Here is a 24,283-nt window from a genome sequence, read left to right as displayed (position 1 = left end):
TTGCCAAATGCCTAATAAATATGGCAATCATTAGTGGTGATCAAAATGATTATTTCGGAAGCCAAGAAATGTCATTATCTGCAATTAAATATCTAAATGTTGCTGATACGTTAGAACGGGAAATCCTTTCAACAAATTATAATAATTTAGGTAAAGTTGCGCACCAACTCTACAACTACGCAGAAGCGGATACATTTTACTTGAAATCTATTAAATTAGCTATTAAAGAAAAATCTAAAATTATATATACAGGTAATCTCGCGATAAATTTATCAGATCAAAAAAGATATTCTGAAGCATTAACTTATTTTGAGAAAATACTAAAGAGTGCCGAGCTTACTCAAGACAGTACAGTTCTTCCTCGTATATTAACAAATATGTCTTTGACAAAGTGGCGTCAAAATCGGCATTATAATCCCATACCCATTTTTTTAAAAGCGCTTCACATCCGTGAAAAGAAAAAAGATAAGTGGGGGCAAAATTCAAGCTATGCGCATCTTGCAGATTATTACATCGAGAAAAGATCCGATTCAGCACTTTTCTATGCTGATAAAATGTATAGTGTGGCAAAAGCAATAAAAAGCCCTGATGATCAATTACAGGCTTTGCAAAAACTTATAAAGCTAAGCCCAACAAAGGAATCTAAGTTTTTTTTTAGTGTTTATGAAAAACTGAACGATAGCGTTCAGTTTGCTCGTAATACTGCCAAAAACCAATTTGCCCTGATCCGTTACGAAACCGAAAAAAGCAAAGCCGATAATCTCGTGCTACAAAAGGACAACGATGGCAAAAGGTATCAGATTATTATACTCATTACCTGTATTCCTTTACTTATTATTGTAGGTACACTTTGGTATAAAAAAAGGAAACAGAGATTAGAACTCGAAGCTCAAAACACTATCCGCAATAATAAGCTTAAAACCTCCCAAAAAGTACATGATGTTGTGGCTAACGGATTGTATCGCATTATGAGTAAACTCGATCATCAGGAAACTTTAAAAGACAGCCCTATCATCAATGAGATAGAGGAACTTTATGAGCAATCGCGCGATATTTCTTATGAAAAACCTGAATTGAAAAACCAACCTTTCAACGAAAAAATTTCTGAAACCTTAAAATCTTTCGCTTCCGAAAACACACGGGTAGTACTTGTTGGAAATTCGGCAGCACTATGGGAGAAAGTTTCAGAACAGGCAAAAGAGGAAATAGAACATATCCTACAGGAACTGATGGTAAACATGAGCAAACACAGCCACGCAAGCGATGTGGTGATCAGGTTTGAACAGGTACAGCAAAAAATAAACATTTATTATACCGATAATGGCATTGGCATTGCAGGCAAGCCACAACCTAAAAATGGCTTAACGAATACGGGAACCCGTATTGATGCAATTGGTGGTACCATTACCTTTGATACCAAAGTTGAAAAGGGGCTTAAAATCCAAATCTCTTTTCCGGTTTCTTAATTGTATTAAATATGTTTAAAAGAATACTGATTGCCGAAGATCATGAAACACAGAATATTTCGTTGCAAAAAACATTGACCGAACTGGGTGCAGAAAAACCTGAATATGTTTTTTATTGCGACGATGCACTTACTTGGATAAAAAATGCCGTTAAAACAGGGCAGCCTTACGATCTGTTGATTACCGACCTTTATTTTGAGGAAGACCATAATCGCCAAAAAATTACGGGAGGGGCCGAACTTATTAAAGCCGCAAAAGAAGTACAACCCGGTTTAAAAACCTTGGTATTTTCCGGGGAAAGTAAAACTGCAGTTATTGATTCGCTATTTAAAGAAATGCACATTGATGGTTACGTGCGTAAGGCCCGCCATGATGGTCAGTATTTAAAACTCGCTATAGCTGCCATCCTCAACCATAAAAAATACCTTTCGCCTGATTTAAAACTGGCCAGGAAAGAAAATAATTCGCACGATTTTTCAGATTTGGATATTGCCATCATCTCCCAGCTGGTGGAAGGTACACCTCAAAAAAACATCCCTTACTACCTCCAGGAAAACAATATTAAACCTTCTGGCCTGAGTAGCATAGAAAAACGCCTTAATCTGATGAAAGAAGTGCTCGGTTTCTCCAAAAATGAACAGCTTATCGCTTATTGTAAAGATATCGGGATTATTTAGGAAAGCGCAAAGGGTAAGGCATTTTATTTCTGCACAGTGTGAAAACGGTTAGTCTCGGTCAGCTCCTGGCCATTTCATTCTTCCGGGCAATTACTATCCTGAGGGATAATTTATTGTATAAAAATCAATATGAGTGACAGCCCGCTCACGGGTCGTCATTTCGAACGGAGTGCAACGCAGTCGAGAACCACGGAGTGCTCAGCGAAGCTAAATCTGTCTCTTTAGATTTCTCCATTTCGCTACCGATGAAAAATCGGCACACTCCAGTCGAAAGGACGATTTTCTATAGATTCAATGATAGCCTGTCGATGGATCAACAATTAACCAGTTAACTAGCGCTGCTACGGTTTCCCGTAAGGTTTGTCCTTATTCCCCTCCTATTTTTGATCAAAAAAATAACTATGGGAAAGTTTATCATTACTAAAAGAAGCAATAACGAATATCAGTTTAACCTTAAAGCTGCAAACGGACAGGCGATCCTCACCAGCGAAGGTTACAATGCTAAGGCATCGTGTTATAAAGGCATCGAATCGGTTAAGAACAATGCAACCACCGATGCCGGGTACGACAGGAAAATCGCCAAAAACGGCACTTATTATTTCAACCTGAAGGCGGGAAACGGAGAGGTTATCGGCACAAGCCAGCTGTATACTACCGAAGATGCACGCAATAAGGGTATCGAATCGGTTAAGGCAAATGCACCTGGTGCTGAAATTGTTGATGAAACCATTTAACGGAAACGCTATGGATCTTAAACTTAAATTAGAACAACTCCATCAACGGGTGGTGGGTTTAAAAGACCAGATCAATACCGAGGAGGCCACTAAAAATGCATTTGTAATGCCATTTATTCAAATCCTCGGTTACGATATTTTTAACCCCACAGAAGTGATACCCGAGCACATCTGCGATATCGGCACTAAAAAGGGCGAAAAAGTGGATTATGTGATCCGCAAAAACGGTGAACCCATTCTCATTTTCGAATGTAAACATTGGAAAGAGAGTGCCGATGCACACAATTCGCAGCTGCACCGCTACTACCATGTTTCTAAGGCCAGGTTTGGTGTGTTAACCAATGGTACGGTTTATAATTTCTATACCGATCTCGAAAAACCCAATATTATGGATGAGAAACCTTTCTTTACCATCGATATTGAAGACCTGAAAGACAATGCCATTAAAATCCTCCAAAGCTTTACCAAAAATGAGTATAACCTGGAAAATATTCTCGATTCGGCCGAAGGTTTAAAATACATTAAAGCCATCAGGAAAGAATTTGAAAAAGAAATTGATACCCCATCCGACGAAATCGTAAAATTATTGGTGAGCCGGTTTTTCGACAAACCGCTCACCGCAAACCGGATGATCGCTTTTAAAGAATATACCAAAAAAGCCCTGGCTGTTTCCATCAACGAATCCATCAGCGATCGTTTAAAATCGGCCCTGAATATTAACGAGAAAATTGAAAAAAAGGATGGAGAAAAAGTGATGCCCGTTACCGTAGATCCTGATTCTTCCAAAATTGTAACTACCGAAGAAGAGCTGGAAGCTTTCCAGATTGTGAAGGCTATTCTACGCGAAAAAATTCCTGCTGCACGCATTGCCTACCGCGATACCCAATCATATTTCGGTGTATTACTGGATGATAATAACCGCAAACCGATCTGCAGGTTCCACTTTAATACCGCCAATAAATACCTCGAAACTTTTCATAACGGAAAAGATGCCGGAGAGAAAAAACAGTTGTTTAGCCTGGATGAACTTTACGATTACAGGGCTCAATTACATCAAACTTTAGAAAATTATTAATTATCCGCTCTTCACTAAAAAATGCAGGGGCTGCTTCATGGCCTGTTTTGGGAGCAGACAGGGCAGCCGCTCATTTTTAAAAAATATCGTCACCCTGAACTCGTCAGGGTCCTTCATATGAGTAGATCTCTCTGTTCCAGTCAATGGTATTGAAGTGGGAGGAATTACCCTAAGGTTAGCCGTAAGGAATCTGTTTTTAGCCTGAATACCTTAGCGGCATGAAACAACTCATTACACTGCTAATTTTAACCTTCGCAACGGGCATAGCCTATGCACAAAAAAAGAAAGTAATCACCTATCAGCTAATGGAACCTGGCTTTAACACCAAAGTAATTAAAGGAACCATCAGCGAAGTTTATACGACCCGCCGTTACGGGAAGACCTTCTGGTGGGTGTGCATCGGGAAAGATACCATTATCCACGTATGGCCCAGGCACCTCGATACCACAACCATGAAACCAGGGCTTACCCGTGCATTTATTTCCATTAAACGCCTGGATAATAACTGGTGGAAGAAAGAAAAATCAGAAGATGAGGTGAAGCCTGAGGAATGATTTTTTCAACTTCTTGGTTTGATATCATTCCAGGCGAAACGCAATGCAGTAGCGAACCCAAAAAGTGCCCAGCAAAACTAATTTGTCCAGGTAAATTTGTGCTTGCGGAGAGAAGCTATTCCTTTTCTTGCAGGCACATAACCAACTATCAATCAGGCTCTATCATTTTTAAAATTGTTTTTCATTTTACGGTTTTCCGTAAGGAGAGCCGTATCAGGTTAGGTAGTTTTGGAGTATAAACTTAAACACTCTAATAAACTAAACATGGAAGGACCATTACAAAACGAGGTAACATTTTATCAAGATGTAAATGTTACAGTTACACAGTCAAGGTATGTAACCAATTCAAAGACTTATGCAATGCGGAACATCTCTTCTGTTCATATTTTTGAAATTATAAAAAATAGAACATTACCTATTATAATGGTAATTATTGGTTTTCTGATGCTTTTTTCAGAATCTTCGAGGATTTTGGGTTTTATTCTTTTTGCTCTGGGCATTTTAATCTTGGTACTTACTAAAAATGAATTTACAGTAAGGATTAGCACAAATGCAGGTGAAGTAAACAGTATTGTTTCTAAAGACAGGCTGTATGTTCAGAATATTGTTAATGCACTTAATGATGCTATTGTTTACAGGGGCTAAATGCAACTGATACAATCAATATTAGAAAATCTAATTTTCATACCATGAAACAATTCCTCACCATTTGTGCAATTGCCTGTTTCATTGCCATATTGAGACTGCCTATAGCTTATTATACTTTTTTAAGAGCAATAGTTTCATTAGGTGCTATCGTACTTATTTACAACTTCTTTAAGCAAAAAAATTATTCGCTTACCGTTGTTTTTATGGTTGTATTGCTTCTTTTCAATCCAATATTACCTGTTTATCTGCATAGAAAAAGTATTTGGATTCCGCTAGATGTAATAACCGGATTGCTTTTTTTGATCATCAGCTATTATGAAAAAAAGGAGCCCGTAAAAGAAGAAAAAGCTACTGAAGTAATGACTGTTTCCAAAACCTATACCAGAGACCGGATTGTTTCGGCGAAAAAAGAAATAAAATAATTAATCAAACCCAAAATTTAAAGCTATGATTCCCAAAATAGAAAATTTTTTCTCCTCAAAACCTATGGAGCAACCACAAGATGAAGATGTTGAGCTCAAGGAACCAGCAAATGAAGAAAATGTGGAAGTAAGAAAAATAACCTTTCACGAAGCCGGTTTCAGAGATGGATCGCGAAACAGCGGAAGTCCGCTTGCCCTATCTATCTGCTTGAATGCCATTTATGCAAAATTCCAAAATGAAGAGAAAGAATTGGTAGAAAAACAGAAACAGGCAAAAGAGCCCTATCTGAATGAAAAAAGCGAAAAGGAAATAGAAATTAAAGCCCTTGCCATTAGCAAAACAAACAAAGAAGAGCAAATTAAAACTGTTGAAGGTAATATAAGATTAGTAAAAGATACTATTGAAGATTTGAAATTCGAGATTAATGACTTGGTCAGAAATCCCGAAAAATATCATATCAGTGCTTCAAAAGGTGCATCCACCAAGTTTTGGATTGGCCTGATTATTCTTTTGCCGCTCAGCTTATATTTGTTTACCTTTTATATTTCTACATCTTACTCGGCTTTCTTCAAACAATTCGATGCTACCAGTACAGTTATTATGAACATCCTGGATTCAAAAGCCTTCGAGAAAGCTTGGAAAGATGGTGGACTTGAGGGTGCATTCGTTACCTTTATCCCTTTTGTATTTTTAGGTTTAGGATATTTAATCCACATGTTTGGAGAGAACAAAAGCTGGAAAAATTATACCAAAATAGGCTTACTTTTTCTAACCACTTTTATCTTCGATGCGATCTTAGCCTACCAGATTGAAGAAAGCATTTACAAAGCCAACCGAGAAATTGATTCACCTCCCTTTAACCTTTGGATCGCCTTTTCTAAAATTCAGTTTTGGGGAATCATTTTCGCAGGTTTTGTCGTTTATGTAATCTGGGGTGTTGTTTTCGATTTTATTATGAAAGAACACCGCGAAAAAGATAAGATCAAACATGAACAACAACGCAGGCAGAAAGATATACAGATCCATAAAGACAGGATTACGGATATAGAAAGCCAGAAAGAAATACTTATCACAGAGCTCGCCAACATCAAAGAAAGCACAGTAAAAGCCGAGGGGAGAATTATTGAACTCCAAAGAATAATCGATTCGGTGATCATACCTACTAAAGAATATGTATTATATGCTTCTGAATATGTTAAAGGTTGGATAACATTTGTTAGTGAAAAACTGCGCATTTCACAAACTGAAAAGAACAATCTCCAGAATGATTGTATTGCTTGCTACCATGAAAATCTGAAAAATGTTGGAGCAAGTGACGATGCTCAAAACGCTGTTTATTTACCTGCATTATAAATTAATTATCATGAAAGTAAAATTATTACTATGCCCACTAATTTTAATCCTCTTATTTACCAGTAGTTTTAAAATGGAAAGCAAAACAACAACAGGGCAATCAAAAGTACAAAATCTCAATATTAGCTTTTTGTTAGATTTATCAGATCGAATTGATCCTAAAAAGAATTTTGATATCTATCAAAGAGATCTTCAATACATCAAATCTGTAGAAAAGGCATTTATTAATCACATTAAAAAGAAAAAAGTCCTTTTACTCAACGACCAAATGCAGGTCTTTTTTGACCCAATCCCCAAAATGCCAGGCATTGATAAACTAAGCCAACAATTAAAGGTAAATTTTGATAAATCTGTTAATAGAATGAATATACTGGATGTAGAGAAGAACTTTTCAGAAATTCCTTCGAAAATCTATCAAAATGCAATTAAAAGTGGCCACTATGTGGGTTCTGACATTTGGAAATTCTTCAAAAACAATGTCGAGAATTATTGCATTAAAGAAAAACATAGAAACATTTTGGTAATCTTAACCGATGGTTATATGTACCATAAAAAAAGTATCTTTTTAAATGGAGGTAAAAGCTCTTATATTACTCCTGCGTTTATAAAAACGAAAAAACTTACTTCTGCTAATTATCTTGCTACTATCAAAAAAAACGGTCTTGGCTTTATTCCTTTCGAATATAATCTGAAAGATCTGGAGATTATTGTTCTGGGGATCAATCCTTCTGAGCAAAATCCCTACGAAGAAGATGTGATTAAGCAATATTGGAGCGATTGGTTTAAAGCCATGAAGGTGAAGAAATTTGAGCTTCAAACAACAGGCCTGCCCTCCGACGTAGAAATTGTAATCAATAATTTCATTAAAGAAAAACCATAATTATTTTTCCTTAAACCACCCCCTCATCATGAAAACACTCTCCTTGCTCCTCTTTTTCCTGGCGAATATTACCTGCAAAGAAAGCACAACTGTATACATCTGCAACAGTCCTGGTGCAAAAAAATACCATAACAGTCCAAAATGCCGCGGTTTAAGCAATTGTACTTACAGGATTATTTCAATTGATATAGAAAAAGCTAAAAAAGACGGAAAAACACTATGCGGCTGGGAAAAGTAAGCCTGCTCCTGTTATTGCTCACGCTTCAGTCCTGTTTCATCCGGCCTGCAGACCATAAGGACATTAATGACAGCAATCTTGTTTTTACCGCCAAGGTCATACGAATTTTAGATGGAGATACCATGGAGGTCCTGTACCGGCATCAGCCCATTAAAATCCGTTTGGCACATATCGATTGCCCAGAGAAAAGCAAATCGCAACCATACGGCAATAAGGCGAAAAAAGCTTTGTCTGATTTATGTTTTGGACAAGTCGTAAACGTACAGGGCCAAAAATACGACCGCTATAAACGATTAATTGCTGTAGTAATTAACCATAACAAACAGGTGGTTAACCAGGAAATGATTAAACGGGGCATGGCCTGGCATTTTAAAAAATATTCCAGCGATCCGCTATATGCGCAGCTGGAAATCACAGCAAGTAAAAACAAAATAGGGTTATGGCAAGAAGCTGGTGCGGTAGCACCCTGGGAATGGAGAGAAACAAAGCATCATTTTACAAAATAACCTGGTAAAACTGCTTTTCGAAAAGGACTTTTACGGTAATTTATTCATTTTCTTTGATTTTTGGAATTGTTAATCCCTATCTTTGCAGCGAAATGTTGAACAGGTTTGTTGCCATATTTTTATTGTTTGCGCTGATCGGATGCAATTTTTCGCGTTTTTTCATCTATGCCGGTTTCGAGGTAAACCAGAAATATATTTCAGAAAAACTATGCGAAAACAAGAACCGCCCGTGGATGCATTGTAATGGCAAGTGCTTTCTCATGAAAAAACTAAAGCAGGCCGAAGAAAAGGAGAAAAAACAGGAAAGGGAAAACCAGCGCAGCCATTACATGGAAGCCTTACCAACAGTTGCCTCGTCTTTCACCTTTAAACGGCCAACCGTTAAGACGATCTATCCAGAACGTCCGGTGCTTAACACCACACACCGTGCCTTCTCTATTTTTCAACCACCAAAAGCCTTAAACCTACAGGCTTAAATTCAATTGCTTTATTTTTTTGTCCTCTGCGCCAGTGATTTTCTGTGCGCCGGCATTTCTGTATCATGCTAATCAGTCGTTGCCATTGCTTTGGCAGTCGCTGGCGTTTAGGCCTGTATTTTCTTTCCGGGGAGGCTCTCCCCAAAATTAATTACAACCATTAAACATCATGGCATACAATCAGTGTGCCCCAGTGAATTATATTAAAAAATGAAAAAATTTTTAACGATTATATTGTTATCTGCGCTGCTATTTGCTTCATGTTCAAAAGATGCCCAATTGGCACCTGTTAACGAAACCGAAGGCAAGGCGACCCTTACTTTTGATGCCGTTGTTGGGACATCAGATTTTGCACTTGATAAAGATTTTACGGTAGGAACCAAAACCTGGAACTTTACCCAGCTAAGATATTGGGTAAGTAATGTGGTGCTGGTTAAGGCAAATGGCGAAGAATATGCCGTGCCCAACAGTTATTACCTGATTGAAGAGAACAAAGCCGCTGAAACAAACAGTGCCTATATCTATCCTGCCAACAAAAGGGAAAGCATTGAACTTGCAGGTATCCCGGCAGGAGATTATAAAGCGATCCGTTTTTCTCTAGGCGTTCCGGAGAAATATAACAATAACCTTAGCCTCCAGGCGGGGGAGCTTTCGCAACTTAACGGAATGACCAATGTTTCATGGATGTGGGCAACCAGCTACATCTTCTCTTCGCTTAAAGGAAAAGTAACAGAAGCAGCAACCACCAAAACCATTGTTGTAGAAACCGGCCTGAATACCAACTTTAAAACAGTTACCCTTAACCTGCCATCTGCTTTGCACATCAGCTCGGCCAAATCGACCGCGATTTTGCTGAATGCAGATGTGACCAGGATTACCGATGGTATTGATATCATGAGCACACCCGTTGTGGGTGCAACTCAGGCTACGGTTATGGCGGCAGTGGCGGCAAACTATTCGGGCAAGGTATTTACCGTAAAATCTGCCCAATAATACCTGTGGCAGGTCTTAAGTCTTTTCATGACTTTGCCACATTGGTGGCGTTTTCCGCCATATTCTTTGCTTCATCCTGTAAAAAGGACGTGGTAAAGGATATGGATGGGGAAACCTTGCCCAAAAAAATAGGGCTTGATATCCCTTCGAATTTCCCTAAAGCGACAGATGATCCCGATAACCCGCTTACCGAACAGGGCGTTGCACTCGGAAGGCTGCTCTTTTACGATACGAGGCTTTCAGGAAGCAACAAACTGTCGTGCGCATCCTGCCATCGTCAGGAGCTTGCTTTCAGCGATGGGGTTGCACGGAGCAACATTGGCGAATCCGGGCAGCCATTGCCCCGCCATGCACCTGCACTGATTAACCTGGCCTGGGCAAAAAGTGGTCTTTTTTGGGATGGTGGATCGACCAACCTGGAATCGCAAGCATTCGGACCGCTCACCAGCGAAGATGAGATGCACCAAAACCTTTCTGAACTGGAAGATGAGCTCAAGGCCATTCCCGATTATGTGAAACGTTTTAAGGATGCATTTGGCACCGGTGTAAAATCGGCCAGTATCGTAAAGGCCCTCGCCCAATTTGAACGCACACTCATCTCCGCAAATTCCAGGTATGATAAATATATCAGGAAAGAAAACGGTGCAGCGCTGACTGATGCGGAAATCAGGGGAATGGCACTGGTTAATACCAAATGCCGTAGTTGCCATTCGGGCGAACTTTTTACCGATGACGGCTATCATAATAACGGGATCGATTCGGATTTTAGCAATGCCTCGCTCGATGGCCTTTTCCAGGGAAGATCAAGAATTACCTACAATCTCCTTGATCTTGGAAAGTTTAAAACACCAACACTCAGAAACGTTTCCCTTACAGCGCCTTATATGCACGATGGAAGAATAAAAACCCTAAAAGATGTACTCGAGCATTATAACAAGGGTATACAGGTTTCGCCCACAACAGATGTACTGCTTTTCCAAAACAACGGCGAGGCAGGTATTCCACTATCGCTACAGGACAAAAGCGATATCATAGCCTTTTTAAATACACTAACGGATGAGCAATTCGTCCGCAATACAAAATTTAACAAACCCAATTTGCCATGATAAGATTCAAATACACCATTACACTTCTCTTAAGCTCAGCAATATTGCTGATCTGCTCATGCAAAAAAAGTGAAGATGTAACCCCAAACTTCAATGAAAGCAACCTCGCGCCTTTTTCGGTAGAGTTCGATAACATTATTGGCGACCGCACACTCACTTTGAACAATACTGCTACGCCCTATACCAACGCAGCGGGAGAAAAATTTACTGTATCAATGCTGCAATATTTTATCAGCAACATCAAGGTGGCTACCGCAGATGGAAAGGAATATACCGTAAAACAGGACAGTAGCTATTTTTTGATCAGATCGTCTGATAAAGCTACCCGTTTTGCAAAGGTACGCGTGCCCGAGGGCGATTATACCAGGCTTACTTTTACCTTAGGGGTTGACAGCCTGCGCAGTACCATGGGGATTGACAAGCGCACCGGCGTGCTGGATCCTTCTGCCGACCATGATACAGGCGGCATGTACTGGGGATGGAATTCCGGGTATATATTTTTCCGCTTCGAGGGCAATTCAAGCGTAATTTCAGATGATGTAAATGGTGATCCGACCGGCAAGAAACAGTTCAAGTACCATATTGGTGGCTTTGGTGGGTATAGTGCCCCAACGATCAACAACATCAAAATCATCAACATTGATCTGACTACTGCCGGTATTGCCAAAGTGAGAAAGGACAGGCAGAGCAACGTTCACCTTTTTGTAGATGCCATGAAGGTATTTAACGGCCCAAACAGCTTTAGTATTGCAGCCCATCCAAATGTCATGTTCAGCGATTACAGCGTAAGCGTTGCAAAAAACCTCACCGCTATGTTCAGGCACGACCACACCGAAAACTAAGCGACATGAACAAAAAGCAATTAATCATTATTTTTTTGATCTGTGTTTTCGTCTACGCCTGCAAGAAGAGCGATGTGGTTGAAACGCAGATCGAAACTTTCCTCGGCTTTCAGAAACCGGCAAATTTTCCGGAACCAGTTTACAACCTGGCAGCAAACCCGGTAACCAAAGCCGGTTTTGAACTGGGCCGCAGCCTGTTCTATGAAGCGCGACTGTCTAGAAACAATACGATAAGCTGTGGCTCCTGCCACATCCAGTCTTCTGCTTTTACACAGCACGGGCATGACGTGAGCCATGGCATAGATGACCGTTTGGGTACCCGGAACTCTCCTCCAATTATGAACCTGCCCTGGAATAAAGCCTTTATGTGGGGCGGAGGTGTTTTTGATCTCGACCTGCAACCCATTGTGCCCATCACCACCCACGAAGAAATGGATGAACGTGTTGATAATGTACTGGCAAAACTGAGGCTTTTGCCAAAATATACGGCAATGTTCAAGAATGCCTTCGGCACGGAGGAAATCACTACTGCAAGGATGATGAAAGCATTATCGCAGTTCATGGTAATGTGCATCAGCAGCAATTCCAAATATGACAAAGTAACCAGAAAGGAAGCGGGCGTATCATTCACCGCGCAGGAACAGGAAGGCTATGCACTATTTAAAGAGAAATGTGCTTCCTGCCACAGTGAACCTTTATTTACCGACGGGTCTTTCCATAATAACGGGCTTTCTTTGAGTCCGGTAAACGACCAGGGGCTATACACCGCCACACTGATCGCAACCGATCGGTACAAGTTCAAGGTTCCTTCTTTAAGAAACCTGAAATATACCGCACCTTACATGCATGATGGCAGGTTTTTAACCCTTGATGGTGTATTGGAACATTATAATTCGCAAGTACAGGATTTGCCAAACCTTGATCCAGCTCTAAAAAACGGGGGCAGGCTGGGCATTTCCCTAAGCGATGCAGACAAGACCAAACTACTGGCATTCTTATCGACACTGAACGATGAGACTTTTATAAACAATCCGGCCCTGGCCGAACAATAACAGTTAGCATGAGTATAAAAAAAATAATAACAGTTTTTTTTCTGATGGTGCTTACACTTCCATCACTGGCCTGCGATATCTGCGGTTGTGGGGTAGGCAGCTACTACATCGGGATCTTACCAGAATATAACAAACGGTTTCTCGGACTGCGTTATCAATACAAATCACTCCAGACCCACCTTGGCCCGCAGGGGGAGCGGACACCTTTGACTGCCGATGAGACCTATCAGAGCGCAGAGCTTTGGGGCGGATGGAATTTTGGAAAGAAGTTCCGCGTTTTGGCCTTTGTACCTTATAATTTCAACGAGCGTAACAGCCAGGAAGCAAGTGGCAAAAAGAACGGAATTGGCGATATTGCGGTGGTGGGTTACTATAACCTGATCAACCACAGCGGAACCCTTGGCAAAAAACTGCTTGTACAATCCCTTTGGGTAGGGGCAGGAATCAAAGTTCCTAGCGGAAAATACGAGCCAACCGAGCGCCTGGTGGTCCAGGAATCTCCAAACAATTTTCAGCTGGGCACAGCAAGTACCGATTTTACGGTCAACGCAGCCTACGATATCCGCTACAATGACCTTGGACTAAACCTGAACGCCAATTATAAACTAAATACCGAAAACAGGTATGCCTACCGTTATGGTAATAAGTTTACAGCAAATGCACTCGTCTATTATAAGTTTCGGGTAGCCAATACCCTAACATTGGCTCCAAATGCCGGGATACTATATGAGACTGCAGAAAAAGATGTTGAAAACAAAAAATATACGGTAGATGTATCTGGTGGCTATTCTTTCTCTGCAGTTGCAGGCGTAGAGCTTACAATGAAGCGGTTATCTGTAGGAGCCAACTACCAGAACGTCAGGTCGCAGGATCTTGCAGGTGGAAGGGTATATGCCGGAAACCGCCTGATGGTACACATGAGCATTCCATTTTAAATGATAAAATAATTGAAACAAAATTTAACGATATGAGAAAACTGATCAAAAAATGCAGCGGAGCAGCCGCCATGTTGACACTAGGTGTAGTAGTAATGACTATTGGATGTAAAAATGAACCAGACTATAAGGTCTTCCGCCAGGAAGTGATGGACCTGCACGATAAGGTTATGGAAGATGGAGAAAAGGCGGTAAAGAACAGGATGGCCCTGGATACCCTTTCCAAAGTAAAATTAAAGGAAATAAAGACGGGCAGACCAGACCTTGATACCGCTGAGGAAAAAAACAAAATCAATTTATTGATCGCCAGGCTAATCAAGGCAGATGATAATATGATGGATTGGATGCATGCTTTCCAGCCAGATATTGAGGGAAAGAGCAATGCAGAGGCTATAAAGTATTTCCAGAACGAAATGACCAAGATCAAAAAGCTCGATGGCGAATACAAACAGGCCCTTGAAGAATCAGATGCTTACCTGGAAAAGTTTAACCTGAAGCCGGCTTCGCCCGTTGCAGAACACGACCACAGCAAACATTAATTTAAAAAGAACAGCGATGAAAGAAAACTTAAAGCCGGTTCTGATACTTGCCCTGGCCATCATGATTTTTTCATGCAGGGAGAGCGAACAAAGATTGCCCCTGATTCCCGATGGGGTAAAGCAAACCATGGTTAACGGGAAACCCGTAATTGATACTGCTTATAAAACCATACCTGATTTTAGCTTTTTAAACCAGGACAGCATAACGGTAACCAACAAGGACTTTGATGGCAAGATCTATGTAGCCGATTTCTTTTTTACTTCCTGCCCAACCATCTGTCCCATTATGCACCGCAACCTCTTAAAGGTCTATGAGAAATATAAGGGCAATCCGGATGTGATGCTCCTATCGCATACCATTGATTACCGTTACGATATTCCTTCGAGGCTTAAGGCCTACCGTTCAAAGCTTGGTGCCGATGGCAAACAATGGCAGTTTGTGTGGGGAATAAAAGACATCGTCTACAGATTGGCAGAAAAGGATTATCTGGTTTCGGTTAACGAAGATAAGGCCTCTCCCGGGGGTTATGTTCACCAGGGCTACCTGGTGCTTATTGATAAACACCGAAGGGTTAGAGGGGCCTATGACGGAACGCAGACCGATCAGGTAGATCAGTTAATGAAGGATATGGATATTCTTTTGAAAGAAAAGTAAAAAAGATGAGATGAAAAGGATCTTACTTTCGGGCTTATGTTTTATCCTCTTAGCCACGGGTGTTAGTGCCCAGCAAAACACAAAGGTAAAAAAGGACACCTTGAAATCTGCTTTAGATACCACGGCAAAGGTATTGCAGGAAATCAGGATCAGTTCGCGCTATTACCGCCGGTATAACCTGAACAAGTCGTCGGCTGCGCTGAAACTCGGTACACCACTGCTGCAATTGCCGCAGAACATCCAGGAGATTGACCAGCGCCTCATGGCCGACCAGCAGGCCATAACCATCAATGAAAGTGTAACCCGTAATGTGAGCGGGGCCCTGCGCAACAACAATGCAGACCTGTACAATTCTTCGGTATTTATGCGTGGGGCACAGATTACCCCAATGCGTAACGGAATGGATCTTTCTATGATCTATGCAGGTCCAAGCGCCGAGGATGCCGCCATTATTGACCGGGTGGAGTTTATTAAAGGCCCGTCCAGTTATATCAATGGGCTTTTTGACCCTGCGGGTTCTTATAACGTACTCACTAAGCAACCTACGGGTACCCCTAACCATCAGATCGGTTTTACTACGGGTAGTTTTAACCTTTACCGCCTCAGTGCCGATCTGGATGGCAACATCGATAAGGCCGGAAAGTGGCAGTACCGTTTAAATGCCCTGGGGCAAAAGTCTGAATCTTTCCAAAAGTATAATTTCAATGACAAATTTGTGATAGACCCGGTAATCAGGTACAATATAAATGATCATGCTGATGTTTCTGCAGAATACCTTTTCCAAGACCAGCGTTTCCAGCAGTATTTCGCTACTGTATTTGCACCTGATGGATTTGCAAGCCTGCCTGTTGATTTTACCATAAATGATCCCAATAAGGTGCCATTTAAATCCATAGAGCACAATGGTTTTTTAACTTATCATAACACTTTGAGTAAAAACTGGCACTTAACCGTAAATGCAGCCTATGCCAGAGACCACCTGGAAGGAACCTATTTCTTTGTTTCCAGGTACAATGCCGCTCAACCCAACCTCATCATGCGCAGGGCAACTTATGAGCGCCTAAATACTGATGTATTGGCTATACAGCCCTATGTGAGCGGCGAATTTTCTACAGGTACCGTTAGCCACCAATTGCTGGGAGGGGTAGATATCAACCGTAAAAAGTTTATCTCCTATTCCGGATCTGGCGATCCTACTGCCAACCAGACCCTTTATCCCCTGGATACAAATAAGCCTGTTTATGGAATTCCTTTTGATCCCAACGTTAGAACCGGCGCACTATCAGAGATTGCAACCGATCAGCAGGCCATCTCATATCAGGCGGCCTATGTGCAGGACGAACTCGGGATGTTTGAAAACAAGTTACGTGTGACACTGGCGGCCAGGCTTACCTTTAGTAAAACAGGTGTTCAGAAGAGCCCTGTAAAAACCAGTTTGGGCGAAACTAAAAATACCGCCTTTACGCCAAAATTGGGATTGAGCTATTCACTGACGGCTGATTTTTCCGTATATGCGCTTTCCGACCAGACCTTTACCCCTCAAAGTGGTGTGAATACCACCAGCGGAGAAGCATTTAAGCCCTTAAAGGGCAAAAATTTAGAAGCTGGTCTTAAAAAAGACTGGATGGAAGGAAAATGGAATACCACCGTTTCACTTTACCGGATTATCCGCGATAATGTTAAAGTTACCGATCCCTCAACCAACATCCAGTCGCAGCTCGGCCAGACCATTTCAAAAGGAATAGAGTTTGACCTGAAGGGAGAAATGGTGAAAGGCCTAAATACCGTAATCAATTATGCCTACACCGACAGTCATATTTCAACAGATGAAAATCCGGCCAGGGTAGGATTGGTTACTCCTTTTCGCGTTAAGCATATCCAGAATACCTGGCTGAATTATCTTTTGCCCATTGAGCAGATAAAGGGTTTAGCAATATCTTCAGGATACCAGTTGCAAATAGGAAGGGCCGGCCGTTACGAACTTCAAAAACTCGAGCTTGCACCTATATTCAGGTTAGATGGTGGCGTAACCTGGTCGCATGGCCATTTCAGTGTAAACGGAATTGTAAACAATATCTTAAACCGATTCAATTACGGAAGCGCATGGATTACGCCATCGTCGGCTACAATTGGCACCTATGCCTACGTTCCATACGCCCCAAGGGAGTTCAGGTTAAATGTCGGCTATAAATTTTAACCTGGGTAAATGATGGATTGGAAAAAACGCATAACCAAAATATCCTTTAAACTCCATGGCTGGCTTGGCCTTATGGCCGGAGTATTCTTTCTGCTGTACGGGCTGAGTGGTTCGCTGCTCGTTTTCAGGCATGAGCTCGATCGTTATTTTAATCCCGAACTGCACCGCCTTGTTCCCCGCGGGAAAAAGATTTCTGCCGATGAGCTTTACCGGATGGTGCTACATACCCATCCAAACCTTAAAAAACTGGTTCTGCACGATTTTCCAAGAAACAAGTACGACAGTTATGAGTTTATGCTTTACAAAAGACAGCAAAAGCTTACAGACAACTATCTTTACTATGTTTTTGTAAATCCTTATTCCGGAAAGATCCTTAAGGAAGGCGGTTATAATGAATTTTCGCCTTCCTTTATACGCTGGATCTATACCCTTCATTATAGCCTTCAACTGGGCATTCCCGGAATGCTGCTTACCGCGATTATTGGCCTGGTAATGCTACTGTCGCTGATTACCGGTACCATCATTTACCGCAAACATTTTTGGGAAGCGCTCCGTTTTAAAGCGGGGCTTAATTTTAAGAGCCGGCGAACGGGTATTTCCTCGCTGCACCGGATCATCGGTGTGTGGGCATTACTGTTCAACATGCTGTTATTTTTTACCGGATTTTGGATGTTAAGGGAATATTTCAGTCCTGCTATGTGGTCGCTTCCAAAACAGCAGGCCACTTTTGAAGTTCATGCCAATATTGATACGCTGGTTACCCTGGCCTGTAAAACCGTTCCGGGATTTGAGCCTATTGCTGTAAACATCCCTACGGTAAAGAATGCTGATATTCTGCTAAGGGGCCACATGCCGCAAACCACCAATGTATTGCTCCAGGGAAAGGCCAGCAGCATTGCCTTTGATGCCTGCACCGGAAAAATAAAGAACCGGAAGGTGATTGATGAGCAGGACATGGAAGAACGGTTTGAATACATCGACTATCAACTTCATACAGGAGCCTTTGGAGGAGCTGTTTTAAAATGGGTTTATGTAATATTTGGATTCACTCCCGGTTTTCTGTCTGTAAGCGGTGCATGGCTATGGTTAAAAAGAAAAAAACTTTAGCTAAGCCAATCTCCTAACAAGAGTCCCTATGCTATATTTTCAAGATACCTAAGCACTTCTTCCTTTTTCCTGCTGGAAACCGGTATAGTTTCCTTGTTTTCCATTTGTAAGTAACCTTCGCGGTAATATTTTTTAACGTATTTAAAATTAATCAGGTACGATTGATGGCACCTTAAGAAACCAAAAGGAGTAAGTAAACTTTCATATTCTTTTAATCCTTTAGAAACCAAAATCTCGCTATTGGTATTCAAGTAAAATGTGGTATACCCCTTATCACTTTTACAATACATAATATCATCAATGGCTACAACTTCTATATATTCAAGGCTTTTTAGCGCAATCCGCTTCGCTGCGGCCATTCCCTGAGCAAGATAATGCTCCTTCGCAATAGCAAGCTGCTGTTGCGCTAAAGTTTCCTGCTCGCGATGATGGTAACATTTGTTTAAATAGGCCGTTAAGGATACCTCATCAATGGGTTTAAGTAAATAGCCAAAAGCCCCCAGGTTAAGTGCCTGAATAGCATACTGATCGTAGGCCGTTAAAAAAATAACCTGAAAATCGGCCACCCCGATTTCATCAAACAAGTGAAAACTATCGCCATCCTTTAAACGGATGTCGGCCAGAATAATATCGGGTTTTACTGCCGGAATTTCTTTCTTGGCTACTTTAATTTCTCCGGCAGTGCCAACTACTTCCAGATAGTCTATTTTTTTAACAATTTGTAAAATGTGTTGTAAAATCCGGATTTCATCTTCTAAAATATAAAGCTTCATAACCGTTATTTAATCATTAATTATTGGGATCAGGATTTCAGCAAACACACCTGTTGCAGTGTCGCCGCCTTTGTCTTTTACCTTAAATTCTGCTTTCTGCCCTTTAGCTGTAAAGAGTAAATCAATTCTTTCTTTTAAAATTACCTGGGCCAGCGATTGTTTCTTTTGATCTTCTGTTGTTTTTTTGGTTAGCCCGCTGCCGTTATCATCAATTTCAATTACCAGCAAATCGTTTTTTTTCCTGAAAGCTATGGTTAGCAAACCTTTGTAGGTAATATTTCGGAAACCATGCTCAATGGCATTTTCTACAAAAGGCTGAACGAGCATTGGCGGGATAAGCGTTTCGTTTTGGTCCAGCTCCTCATCAACAGTAATTTTATAATCGAAAACATCAGGGTACCGCATTTGCTGTAACTGAAGATAATGGTTTAAAGAAGCAATTTCTTCTTCAATTTCGATAAAATCTTTTCTGTTTTGTTCTAAAACCCCACGCAGTAAGCCCGAAAAAGACCGCAGGTAAGATACCGATTCTTCTACATGCCCTGAGGCAATCAGGCTTTGTAAATTTGCTATGGCATTAAAAATAAAATGCGGATTTAACTGCGCCTGAAGCATTTTCTGCTCTACATTTAACCGCTGGTTTTCTGATTTAAGCAGTTTATTTTTTTCTCTTAAACGTTGCTGGCGATAAAAGGTATACAAGAAAGAAACCACCCCCATAAAAACCAGTAGCGTTAAAAAAATTGTCCAGCGTTGCTGTTTAATAATGGTTTCATTCAGTTTATTGCGGTTATTTAACTCCGCTATATTCCGGTCTTTTTTCTCTGTCTGATACTTTTCATGAATTTCGGCAACCTTAACTGCTTCGATCGCTTTATAGTTACGCAGTTCGATAGCGTAGGCAGAATCTGCGGCCTGGAGCGCATGGGCAAAATCGCCCTTCATTTTATAGGCTTCGATCAGGCCGTTGTAATAGATATCCTTTTGCCTGGCTGATGCATCGCGCTTTTCGAAAGCTATGCCCGCATGGTAATATTTGATGGCAGAATCGGGCTCATGATTTTGAGAAAATGCGGTAGCCAGGTTGTTATAGGCAATACCATTCAGGTTATTGGTTTTTTTAAGGTAGTTGAAATAAATTTTACTGCTGGCCAGGGCTTTGGCCGTTTGCAATTGCCGGCTGTAAATCTGTGCTTCGTTATCGTAAGTGCGGGCTATGGCCAGGCTATCGCCAACCTGCTCGGCCAAACGCCTTGCCTGGGCATTATAATAGGTCATTTTTTTAAAATCGCCCAACCGCGATGCCAATAGGAACGAAATATCAAAATAGCGTTGTTTAATTACAGGATGCGTATTAAAGGGATTATGCTTAAAGTAAATAGCCGCATATTCAATTGATTTTTTTTCGTTATTGTTCTGAAAATAGGCCTGTGCCAGTAAATCATAAAAAGAATAGGTCAACCGGCTATGGGCCTGCTCAGCAATTTTCAAAGCTGCAAAAATCTGGCTCATCAAAGCAGACTCGACCGTTGATCCGCTGACCATTTTATGGTTTAATATACGATAGGTTTTCAATAACTCAATATCATCATTCGGGCTTAGCCCTTTCATTTTCTGGTACGCCATTAAGGCACTATCTCTTTTCTTTTCAAAAATATATTTTCTGGCATGGTAATAATGATAGTAAGGGTTTGACTCTTTATCGGGGCCTTTGCCCAACAGGCTGTCTTGTTGGTAAACTATATTTTTTATCGCCGCAACTGATAAGGTATCGAAAGAAAGGATAAGCGATAAATCATCCTGGGAAGCGGCTTTTTTAACTGACTGATGCTCAACCTTAGGGGCTTCCTTATTCCTGCAAGCCGGAATAATAAGAAAACAAATCGTAGAAAGGGTAATCAGGGTTTTCGCACAGGTATTCATCAACGAAAGAATTGGCTTATCAAACATATTACACCTCTAATAGGGTGCGGGTTGAATTATTCCTTAAAAGTATAAATAGTAAACACTAAAAAAAACAGCCGACAAATATCTGTGGGGTTTCATTCGATATCTGCGCCGATTTAATATTTATCTGAAAATTACTGCAATAATACCAGCAAGGGCCTGGATACGGATATGAGGCTTTTAGCTGTATTTCAGCATTTTTCCTTAGAAAGGATAAACGAAATCTCCATTGGTGCTTAGCCGTTTTACGAATATGTGTGCAGAATTCACGAAAAGGTGCTCAAACCTGTCACATATCAATTGCCCCTTGTAATCCCTTTGGCTTGTGTCGATTTTTAAATTAACAAAACCCAAACGCCAGGGTAAGGTGGCGAAATTTACCTATTACACTAAAATTATTTTATTATGAAAACAAACAACAATTTGTTCGAGAAAAGGATTGACTTAAAAAGCTGTCAAATCAACGGAGGAAAATTAGCCGAATCGAATACGACAGTTCGCACAGAAACCTGTTCAGGAGGCTGTTCTGATGTTCGGTACACTGTTAAGGACGACAATAAAACAACCATTCAGGTTTGTACTGAATATAATTGCTAATAACACCAAAAACAAAAATTACAAGATTTATTAACCAATAAAATAAATACGATGAAAGGTTTATTTGAAAAACGAATTGATTTAAAGAATAGTCAAATCAATGGAGGCAAGCTTGCCTCAACCATGAGTGAGTGCTGGGTAAGAACCGGCACAACCAATTCACCTGATGGCCAGTATACCTATTACAATGACGACGGAAGTATTAGAAGTGTAAGAACAGTACAGGGACTTTCCAATTCTATTGATTAAAGCTCTTCAAATTAAAAAATGGAGGAATAACCGCCTCCATTTTTTACCTAATTAAACAAAGTTAACTCCAATTAAGTATGATCTTGATTTTCTCCATTACTGATGATTATTCTACTGCTATGGTTATTAACTGGTTAATACAGTTGAAAAAGAATTTTATTCGTATTAATGAAGATACAGATGTAAAACTGATTTCGATTACAGAAAAGGATTTTATACTCAACATTAATGGAACAAAAATTCACAGCAATGAAATAACCAAAATATGGTATAGGCGGGGAGATATAGACCTTGTAAAAAACTTTAAAAGTGAACATATCAGTAATTACCTATTGTCAGAAAATGAAAGTTTAATGGAATACCTCCATTTCACTTTCGATAAAAAAGATGGCATAAATAATTTTAAAACAAGAGACATCAACAAACTTCGTTTGTTGGATTTATGCAGTAAACTTAAAATACTGGCGCCAAATTTTATTGTTACCGGAAATAAAGAAGCTTTACAGGAATTTTATAATCAAGAAAAAAACATCATATCGAAACCCTTAAACGCGCCTCTTACTATTTTTGATACGGATAACTTTATTCATTTAACATATACAGCTGAGATAACAGCAGCTGATATTGAAGCATTGCCAAATGAATTTGTCCCTACATTTTTCCAGAAAAACATTTTGAAAACCTATGAAATAAGGTGTTTCTACCTTAATGGCAATTTTTACGCGATGGCCATTTTTTCTCAAAGCAATAATAAAACAAAGGTTGACTTTAGAAATTACGACCGATCGAAACCCAATAGGATAACACCCTATCAATTTCCAAAATATTACGAGCGCAAAATTAAAAGCTTGTTGGACACTATAGGTTTAAATTGCGCTTCTTTTGATGTCGTTTTATCCAAAGAGGACCAGCAATATTATTTTTTAGACCTCAATCCTATCGGCCAATTCGGAATGGTTTCCAGTCCCTGCAATTACAACCTAGAAAAAGAAATTGCCTTAAATCTATAATCACATGAAGAAAATCAGCCTGGAAATTCAAAGCGGAAATGCACCCATTCATTTAAAATCTTTAGTTAAAAAAGAAAAACCGAAATATTTAGTCAAAACCAGAGAATCTAAAATATTCTGTACCAAAAGTTTACAGTTAGACCTACTTTATAAATCGCCGTTATGAATAAATTATTTTTAAGAAATCAATTGTGCATTCCTGTTATGGGTTACAATAGGGCAATTATTTATGATATTATTCGGAAAGATTATTTTTTTATCCCTAATGCGCATTATGCCATTTTAGATACCAACGATGTGATTAATTTTAATAAGATCACTGACCAGGAGGAAAAAGCGGAGTTGATAGATTTTTTACTTAAAGAAGAAATCATATTTGAAATTGCTGACCGTAAGCAAAAAAAACGTTTCAAAAGTTTCAGCAGAAGTCTTGATCGACCAAACCTGCTCACTAATGTAATTGTACATTCGGATATAGACCCTGTATTTTTTGATTTCATTAAAGATGAATACCTTTTAAACGTCTCGATTATAGCACCTCAGATAGATGATCGCTTGTTCAGCCTTTTAGCAAAAATAGATATTCTCGAAATAGACAGCATTTACTTATATATTGAAAATTTTGATCAGGAAAACTTTGAAACAACACGTCAATTAATCAGTAATCACCGGTTAATTTTTTCGGTCAACTTCTTCAATGTGGCTGGCCAGGCACAGACCACACAGCTACATCAAAATATTTATTTTAACTTTTTTGAAGAAGAATTTTCTATCTATAAAACCAAATTAACGACAGATAAACTATCGTTAAATAACGAACATTTTTTAGAGGCCTACAACGTTCATTCCTATTATCACGGAAAGGTATACATCGATCAGGAAGGTAATGTTAAAAATGGTCTAAATAATATATACAGCTTTGGTAAGCTGAAGATGTTAACCAAAGATCTGTTTTTAAACACCATCTACTCAGAGAAATTTCGCGAATTAGGAAACATCAATAAAAACGATACACTTGTTTGCTGCGATTGCGAATTCCGGTACATGTGTGTTGACAGCCGGGTGCCTGTTAAAGGTGATGAGAAATGGTATCATCAAACTGAATGTGCTTACAACCCTTATCTATCAAAATGGGATGATGAGGAAAATTATATTAACCTTAAGGATTGTGGCGTTACCATATCTTCAACAGGTTGCACCATAGATCAGCAAAAATTATCGTATCATTTTAACAAAACCTGGGCCGTTTAG

Annotated in this window: 27 protein-coding genes and 1 pseudogene; 26 read left to right on the top strand and 2 right to left on the bottom strand. The window is 40.0% G+C overall.

The window, feature by feature from the left end:
- Positions 1–20: 20 nt before the first annotated feature.
- From GGQ60_RS23030 to GGQ60_RS17610, 22 genes and pseudogenes are all read left to right on the top strand, one after another.
- Positions 21–323: pseudogene (locus tag GGQ60_RS23030) on the top strand (tetratricopeptide repeat protein); the annotation flags it as partial.
- A 54-nt stretch (positions 324–377) separates the two neighbouring features.
- Positions 378–1,466, top strand: coding sequence for a sensor histidine kinase (locus GGQ60_RS17710; protein WP_229685160.1), 1,089 nt, complete (start codon positions 378–380; stop codon positions 1,464–1,466).
- Between the two features lie 11 nt (positions 1,467–1,477).
- On the top strand, positions 1,478–2,143 hold the full coding sequence (locus GGQ60_RS17705) for a DNA-binding transcriptional response regulator (RefSeq protein ID WP_183766826.1): 666 nt from the start codon (positions 1,478–1,480) through the stop codon (positions 2,141–2,143).
- Between the two features lie 401 nt (positions 2,144–2,544).
- A complete protein-coding gene (locus GGQ60_RS17700) occupies positions 2,545–2,877 on the top strand; it encodes a YegP family protein (protein ID WP_183766824.1) in 333 nt (110 codons plus the stop codon).
- 10 nt (positions 2,878–2,887) lie between these two features.
- Positions 2,888–3,952 carry a type I restriction endonuclease gene (locus GGQ60_RS17695; protein WP_183766822.1) on the top strand — a complete coding sequence of 355 codons (1,065 nt, stop codon included), beginning with the start codon at positions 2,888–2,890 and terminating at the stop codon, positions 3,950–3,952.
- A gap of 218 nt (positions 3,953–4,170) precedes the next feature.
- Positions 4,171–4,506 (top strand): hypothetical protein, encoded by a 336-nt coding sequence (locus GGQ60_RS17690; protein WP_183766820.1) that lies wholly within the window; start codon positions 4,171–4,173, stop codon positions 4,504–4,506.
- Positions 4,507–4,770: 264 nt separating this feature from the next.
- Positions 4,771–5,151, top strand: coding sequence for a DUF6232 family protein (locus tag GGQ60_RS17685; protein ID WP_183766818.1), 381 nt, complete (start codon positions 4,771–4,773; stop codon positions 5,149–5,151).
- Positions 5,152–5,195: 44 nt separating this feature from the next.
- Complete coding sequence (locus GGQ60_RS17680) at positions 5,196–5,576, top strand: DUF6804 family protein (RefSeq protein WP_183766816.1); 381 nt, start codon at positions 5,196–5,198, stop codon at positions 5,574–5,576.
- Between the two features lie 64 nt (positions 5,577–5,640).
- Positions 5,641–6,930 (top strand): hypothetical protein, encoded by a 1,290-nt coding sequence (locus GGQ60_RS17675; RefSeq protein WP_221235987.1) that lies wholly within the window; start codon positions 5,641–5,643, stop codon positions 6,928–6,930.
- Positions 6,931–7,003: 73 nt separating this feature from the next.
- Positions 7,004–7,810, top strand: a complete 807-nt coding sequence (locus GGQ60_RS17670) for a hypothetical protein (protein ID WP_183766813.1) — start codon at positions 7,004–7,006, stop codon at positions 7,808–7,810.
- A 28-nt stretch (positions 7,811–7,838) separates the two neighbouring features.
- Positions 7,839–8,048: a hypothetical protein gene (locus GGQ60_RS17665; protein WP_183766811.1), complete on the top strand. Its 210-nt coding sequence runs from the start codon at positions 7,839–7,841 to the stop codon at positions 8,046–8,048.
- Positions 8,030–8,554, top strand: a complete 525-nt coding sequence (locus GGQ60_RS17660; protein WP_183766809.1) for a thermonuclease family protein — start codon at positions 8,030–8,032, stop codon at positions 8,552–8,554. Before GGQ60_RS17665 ends, GGQ60_RS17660 begins: the two co-directional genes overlap by 19 nt.
- A gap of 260 nt (positions 8,555–8,814) precedes the next feature.
- Positions 8,815–9,030, top strand: coding sequence for a hypothetical protein (locus GGQ60_RS17655; RefSeq protein ID WP_183766807.1), 216 nt, complete (start codon positions 8,815–8,817; stop codon positions 9,028–9,030).
- Positions 9,031–9,240: 210 nt separating this feature from the next.
- Positions 9,241–10,023, top strand: coding sequence for an MbnP family protein (locus tag GGQ60_RS17650; protein ID WP_183766805.1), 783 nt, complete (start codon positions 9,241–9,243; stop codon positions 10,021–10,023).
- 5 nt (positions 10,024–10,028) lie between these two features.
- Entirely contained in the window at positions 10,029–11,129 is a 1,101-nt protein-coding gene (locus tag GGQ60_RS17645; RefSeq protein ID WP_229685144.1) for a cytochrome-c peroxidase, read from the top strand.
- Positions 11,126–11,971: an MbnP family protein gene (locus tag GGQ60_RS17640; RefSeq protein ID WP_183766804.1), complete on the top strand. Its 846-nt coding sequence runs from the start codon at positions 11,126–11,128 to the stop codon at positions 11,969–11,971. Before GGQ60_RS17645 ends, GGQ60_RS17640 begins: the two co-directional genes overlap by 4 nt.
- 5 nt (positions 11,972–11,976) lie before the next feature.
- On the top strand, positions 11,977–13,023 hold the full coding sequence (locus tag GGQ60_RS17635) for a cytochrome-c peroxidase (RefSeq protein WP_183766802.1): 1,047 nt from the start codon (positions 11,977–11,979) through the stop codon (positions 13,021–13,023).
- A gap of 8 nt (positions 13,024–13,031) precedes the next feature.
- Positions 13,032–13,958, top strand: coding sequence for a transporter (locus GGQ60_RS17630; protein WP_221235986.1), 927 nt, complete (start codon positions 13,032–13,034; stop codon positions 13,956–13,958).
- 32 nt (positions 13,959–13,990) lie between these two features.
- Positions 13,991–14,497 carry a hypothetical protein gene (locus tag GGQ60_RS17625; protein ID WP_229685143.1) on the top strand — a complete coding sequence of 169 codons (507 nt, stop codon included), beginning with the start codon at positions 13,991–13,993 and terminating at the stop codon, positions 14,495–14,497.
- 16 nt (positions 14,498–14,513) lie between these two features.
- On the top strand, positions 14,514–15,152 hold the full coding sequence (locus GGQ60_RS17620) for an SCO family protein (RefSeq protein WP_183766800.1): 639 nt from the start codon (positions 14,514–14,516) through the stop codon (positions 15,150–15,152).
- Positions 15,153–15,162: 10 nt separating this feature from the next.
- On the top strand, positions 15,163–17,349 hold the full coding sequence (locus GGQ60_RS17615; RefSeq protein WP_183766798.1) for a TonB-dependent siderophore receptor: 2,187 nt from the start codon (positions 15,163–15,165) through the stop codon (positions 17,347–17,349).
- Between the two features lie 9 nt (positions 17,350–17,358).
- Entirely contained in the window at positions 17,359–18,456 is a 1,098-nt protein-coding gene (locus tag GGQ60_RS17610; RefSeq protein ID WP_183766796.1) for a PepSY-associated TM helix domain-containing protein, read from the top strand.
- 26 nt (positions 18,457–18,482) lie between these two features.
- On the opposite strand, the gene GGQ60_RS17605 is transcribed toward GGQ60_RS17610, so the two are convergent.
- Positions 18,483–19,229 (bottom strand): LytR/AlgR family response regulator transcription factor, encoded by a 747-nt coding sequence (locus GGQ60_RS17605; RefSeq protein WP_183766794.1) that lies wholly within the window; start codon positions 19,227–19,229, stop codon positions 18,483–18,485.
- A gap of 9 nt (positions 19,230–19,238) precedes the next feature.
- Positions 19,239–21,152, bottom strand: coding sequence for a histidine kinase (locus GGQ60_RS17600; protein ID WP_183766792.1), 1,914 nt, complete (start codon positions 21,150–21,152; stop codon positions 19,239–19,241).
- Between the two features lie 672 nt (positions 21,153–21,824).
- Between GGQ60_RS17600 and GGQ60_RS17595 the strand changes: the two genes are divergently transcribed.
- From GGQ60_RS17595 to GGQ60_RS17580, 4 genes are all read left to right on the top strand, one after another.
- Positions 21,825–22,022, top strand: coding sequence for a hypothetical protein (locus GGQ60_RS17595; protein ID WP_183766791.1), 198 nt, complete (start codon positions 21,825–21,827; stop codon positions 22,020–22,022).
- A 77-nt stretch (positions 22,023–22,099) separates the two neighbouring features.
- A complete protein-coding gene (gwsG, locus tag GGQ60_RS17590) occupies positions 22,100–23,032 on the top strand; it encodes a grasp-with-spasm system ATP-grasp peptide maturase (RefSeq protein ID WP_183766790.1) in 933 nt (310 codons plus the stop codon).
- 4 nt (positions 23,033–23,036) lie between these two features.
- Complete coding sequence (locus GGQ60_RS17585; protein WP_183766789.1) at positions 23,037–23,198, top strand: hypothetical protein; 162 nt, start codon at positions 23,037–23,039, stop codon at positions 23,196–23,198.
- A complete protein-coding gene (locus GGQ60_RS17580) occupies positions 23,195–24,283 on the top strand; it encodes a hypothetical protein (RefSeq protein ID WP_183766788.1) in 1,089 nt (362 codons plus the stop codon). Before GGQ60_RS17585 ends, GGQ60_RS17580 begins: the two co-directional genes overlap by 4 nt.

It is taken from the genome of Pedobacter zeae (genome assembly GCF_014196715.1).
In the GTDB taxonomy this organism is placed as follows: Bacteria; Bacteroidota; Bacteroidia; order Sphingobacteriales; family Sphingobacteriaceae; genus Pedobacter; species Pedobacter zeae.
This window is presented reverse-complemented; position numbering and strand designations above follow the sequence as displayed.

What these genes read in the sequence shown, in the direction of transcription:
- GGQ60_RS17680 (WP_183766816.1), top strand. Translation starts at nt 5,196, where the DNA reads ATGAAACAATTCCTCACCATTTGTGCAATTGCCTGTTTCATTGCCATA.
- GGQ60_RS17580 (WP_183766788.1), top strand. Translation starts at nt 23,195, where the DNA reads ATGAATAAATTATTTTTAAGAAATCAATTGTGCATTCCTGTTATGGGT.
- GGQ60_RS17705 (WP_183766826.1), top strand. Translation starts at nt 1,478, where the DNA reads ATGTTTAAAAGAATACTGATTGCCGAAGATCATGAAACACAGAATATT.
- GGQ60_RS17585 (WP_183766789.1), top strand. Translation starts at nt 23,037, where the DNA reads ATGAAGAAAATCAGCCTGGAAATTCAAAGCGGAAATGCACCCATTCAT.
- GGQ60_RS17660 (WP_183766809.1), top strand. Translation starts at nt 8,030, where the DNA reads ATGCGGCTGGGAAAAGTAAGCCTGCTCCTGTTATTGCTCACGCTTCAG.
- GGQ60_RS17600 (WP_183766792.1), bottom strand. Translation starts at nt 21,152, where the DNA reads ATGAATACCTGTGCGAAAACCCTGATTACCCTTTCTACGATTTGTTTT.
- GGQ60_RS17655 (WP_183766807.1), top strand. Translation starts at nt 8,815, where the DNA reads ATGAAAAAACTAAAGCAGGCCGAAGAAAAGGAGAAAAAACAGGAAAGG.
- GGQ60_RS17695 (WP_183766822.1), top strand. Translation starts at nt 2,888, where the DNA reads ATGGATCTTAAACTTAAATTAGAACAACTCCATCAACGGGTGGTGGGT.
- GGQ60_RS17635 (WP_183766802.1), top strand. Translation starts at nt 11,977, where the DNA reads ATGAACAAAAAGCAATTAATCATTATTTTTTTGATCTGTGTTTTCGTC.
- GGQ60_RS17620 (WP_183766800.1), top strand. Translation starts at nt 14,514, where the DNA reads ATGAAAGAAAACTTAAAGCCGGTTCTGATACTTGCCCTGGCCATCATG.
- GGQ60_RS17595 (WP_183766791.1), top strand. Translation starts at nt 21,825, where the DNA reads ATGAAAGGTTTATTTGAAAAACGAATTGATTTAAAGAATAGTCAAATC.
- GGQ60_RS17630 (WP_221235986.1), top strand. Translation starts at nt 13,032, where the DNA reads ATGAGTATAAAAAAAATAATAACAGTTTTTTTTCTGATGGTGCTTACA.
- GGQ60_RS17690 (WP_183766820.1), top strand. Translation starts at nt 4,171, where the DNA reads ATGAAACAACTCATTACACTGCTAATTTTAACCTTCGCAACGGGCATA.
- GGQ60_RS17605 (WP_183766794.1), bottom strand. Translation starts at nt 19,229, where the DNA reads ATGAAGCTTTATATTTTAGAAGATGAAATCCGGATTTTACAACACATT.
- GGQ60_RS17650 (WP_183766805.1), top strand. Translation starts at nt 9,241, where the DNA reads ATGAAAAAATTTTTAACGATTATATTGTTATCTGCGCTGCTATTTGCT.
- GGQ60_RS17665 (WP_183766811.1), top strand. Translation starts at nt 7,839, where the DNA reads ATGAAAACACTCTCCTTGCTCCTCTTTTTCCTGGCGAATATTACCTGC.
- GGQ60_RS17615 (WP_183766798.1), top strand. Translation starts at nt 15,163, where the DNA reads ATGAAAAGGATCTTACTTTCGGGCTTATGTTTTATCCTCTTAGCCACG.
- gwsG (WP_183766790.1), top strand. Translation starts at nt 22,100, where the DNA reads ATGATCTTGATTTTCTCCATTACTGATGATTATTCTACTGCTATGGTT.
- GGQ60_RS17610 (WP_183766796.1), top strand. Translation starts at nt 17,359, where the DNA reads ATGATGGATTGGAAAAAACGCATAACCAAAATATCCTTTAAACTCCAT.
- GGQ60_RS17710 (WP_229685160.1), top strand. Translation starts at nt 378, where the DNA reads ATGTCTTTGACAAAGTGGCGTCAAAATCGGCATTATAATCCCATACCC.
- GGQ60_RS17625 (WP_229685143.1), top strand. Translation starts at nt 13,991, where the DNA reads ATGAGAAAACTGATCAAAAAATGCAGCGGAGCAGCCGCCATGTTGACA.
- GGQ60_RS17700 (WP_183766824.1), top strand. Translation starts at nt 2,545, where the DNA reads ATGGGAAAGTTTATCATTACTAAAAGAAGCAATAACGAATATCAGTTT.
- GGQ60_RS17675 (WP_221235987.1), top strand. Translation starts at nt 5,641, where the DNA reads ATGGAGCAACCACAAGATGAAGATGTTGAGCTCAAGGAACCAGCAAAT.
- GGQ60_RS17640 (WP_183766804.1), top strand. Translation starts at nt 11,126, where the DNA reads ATGATAAGATTCAAATACACCATTACACTTCTCTTAAGCTCAGCAATA.
- GGQ60_RS17685 (WP_183766818.1), top strand. Translation starts at nt 4,771, where the DNA reads ATGGAAGGACCATTACAAAACGAGGTAACATTTTATCAAGATGTAAAT.
- GGQ60_RS17670 (WP_183766813.1), top strand. Translation starts at nt 7,004, where the DNA reads ATGGAAAGCAAAACAACAACAGGGCAATCAAAAGTACAAAATCTCAAT.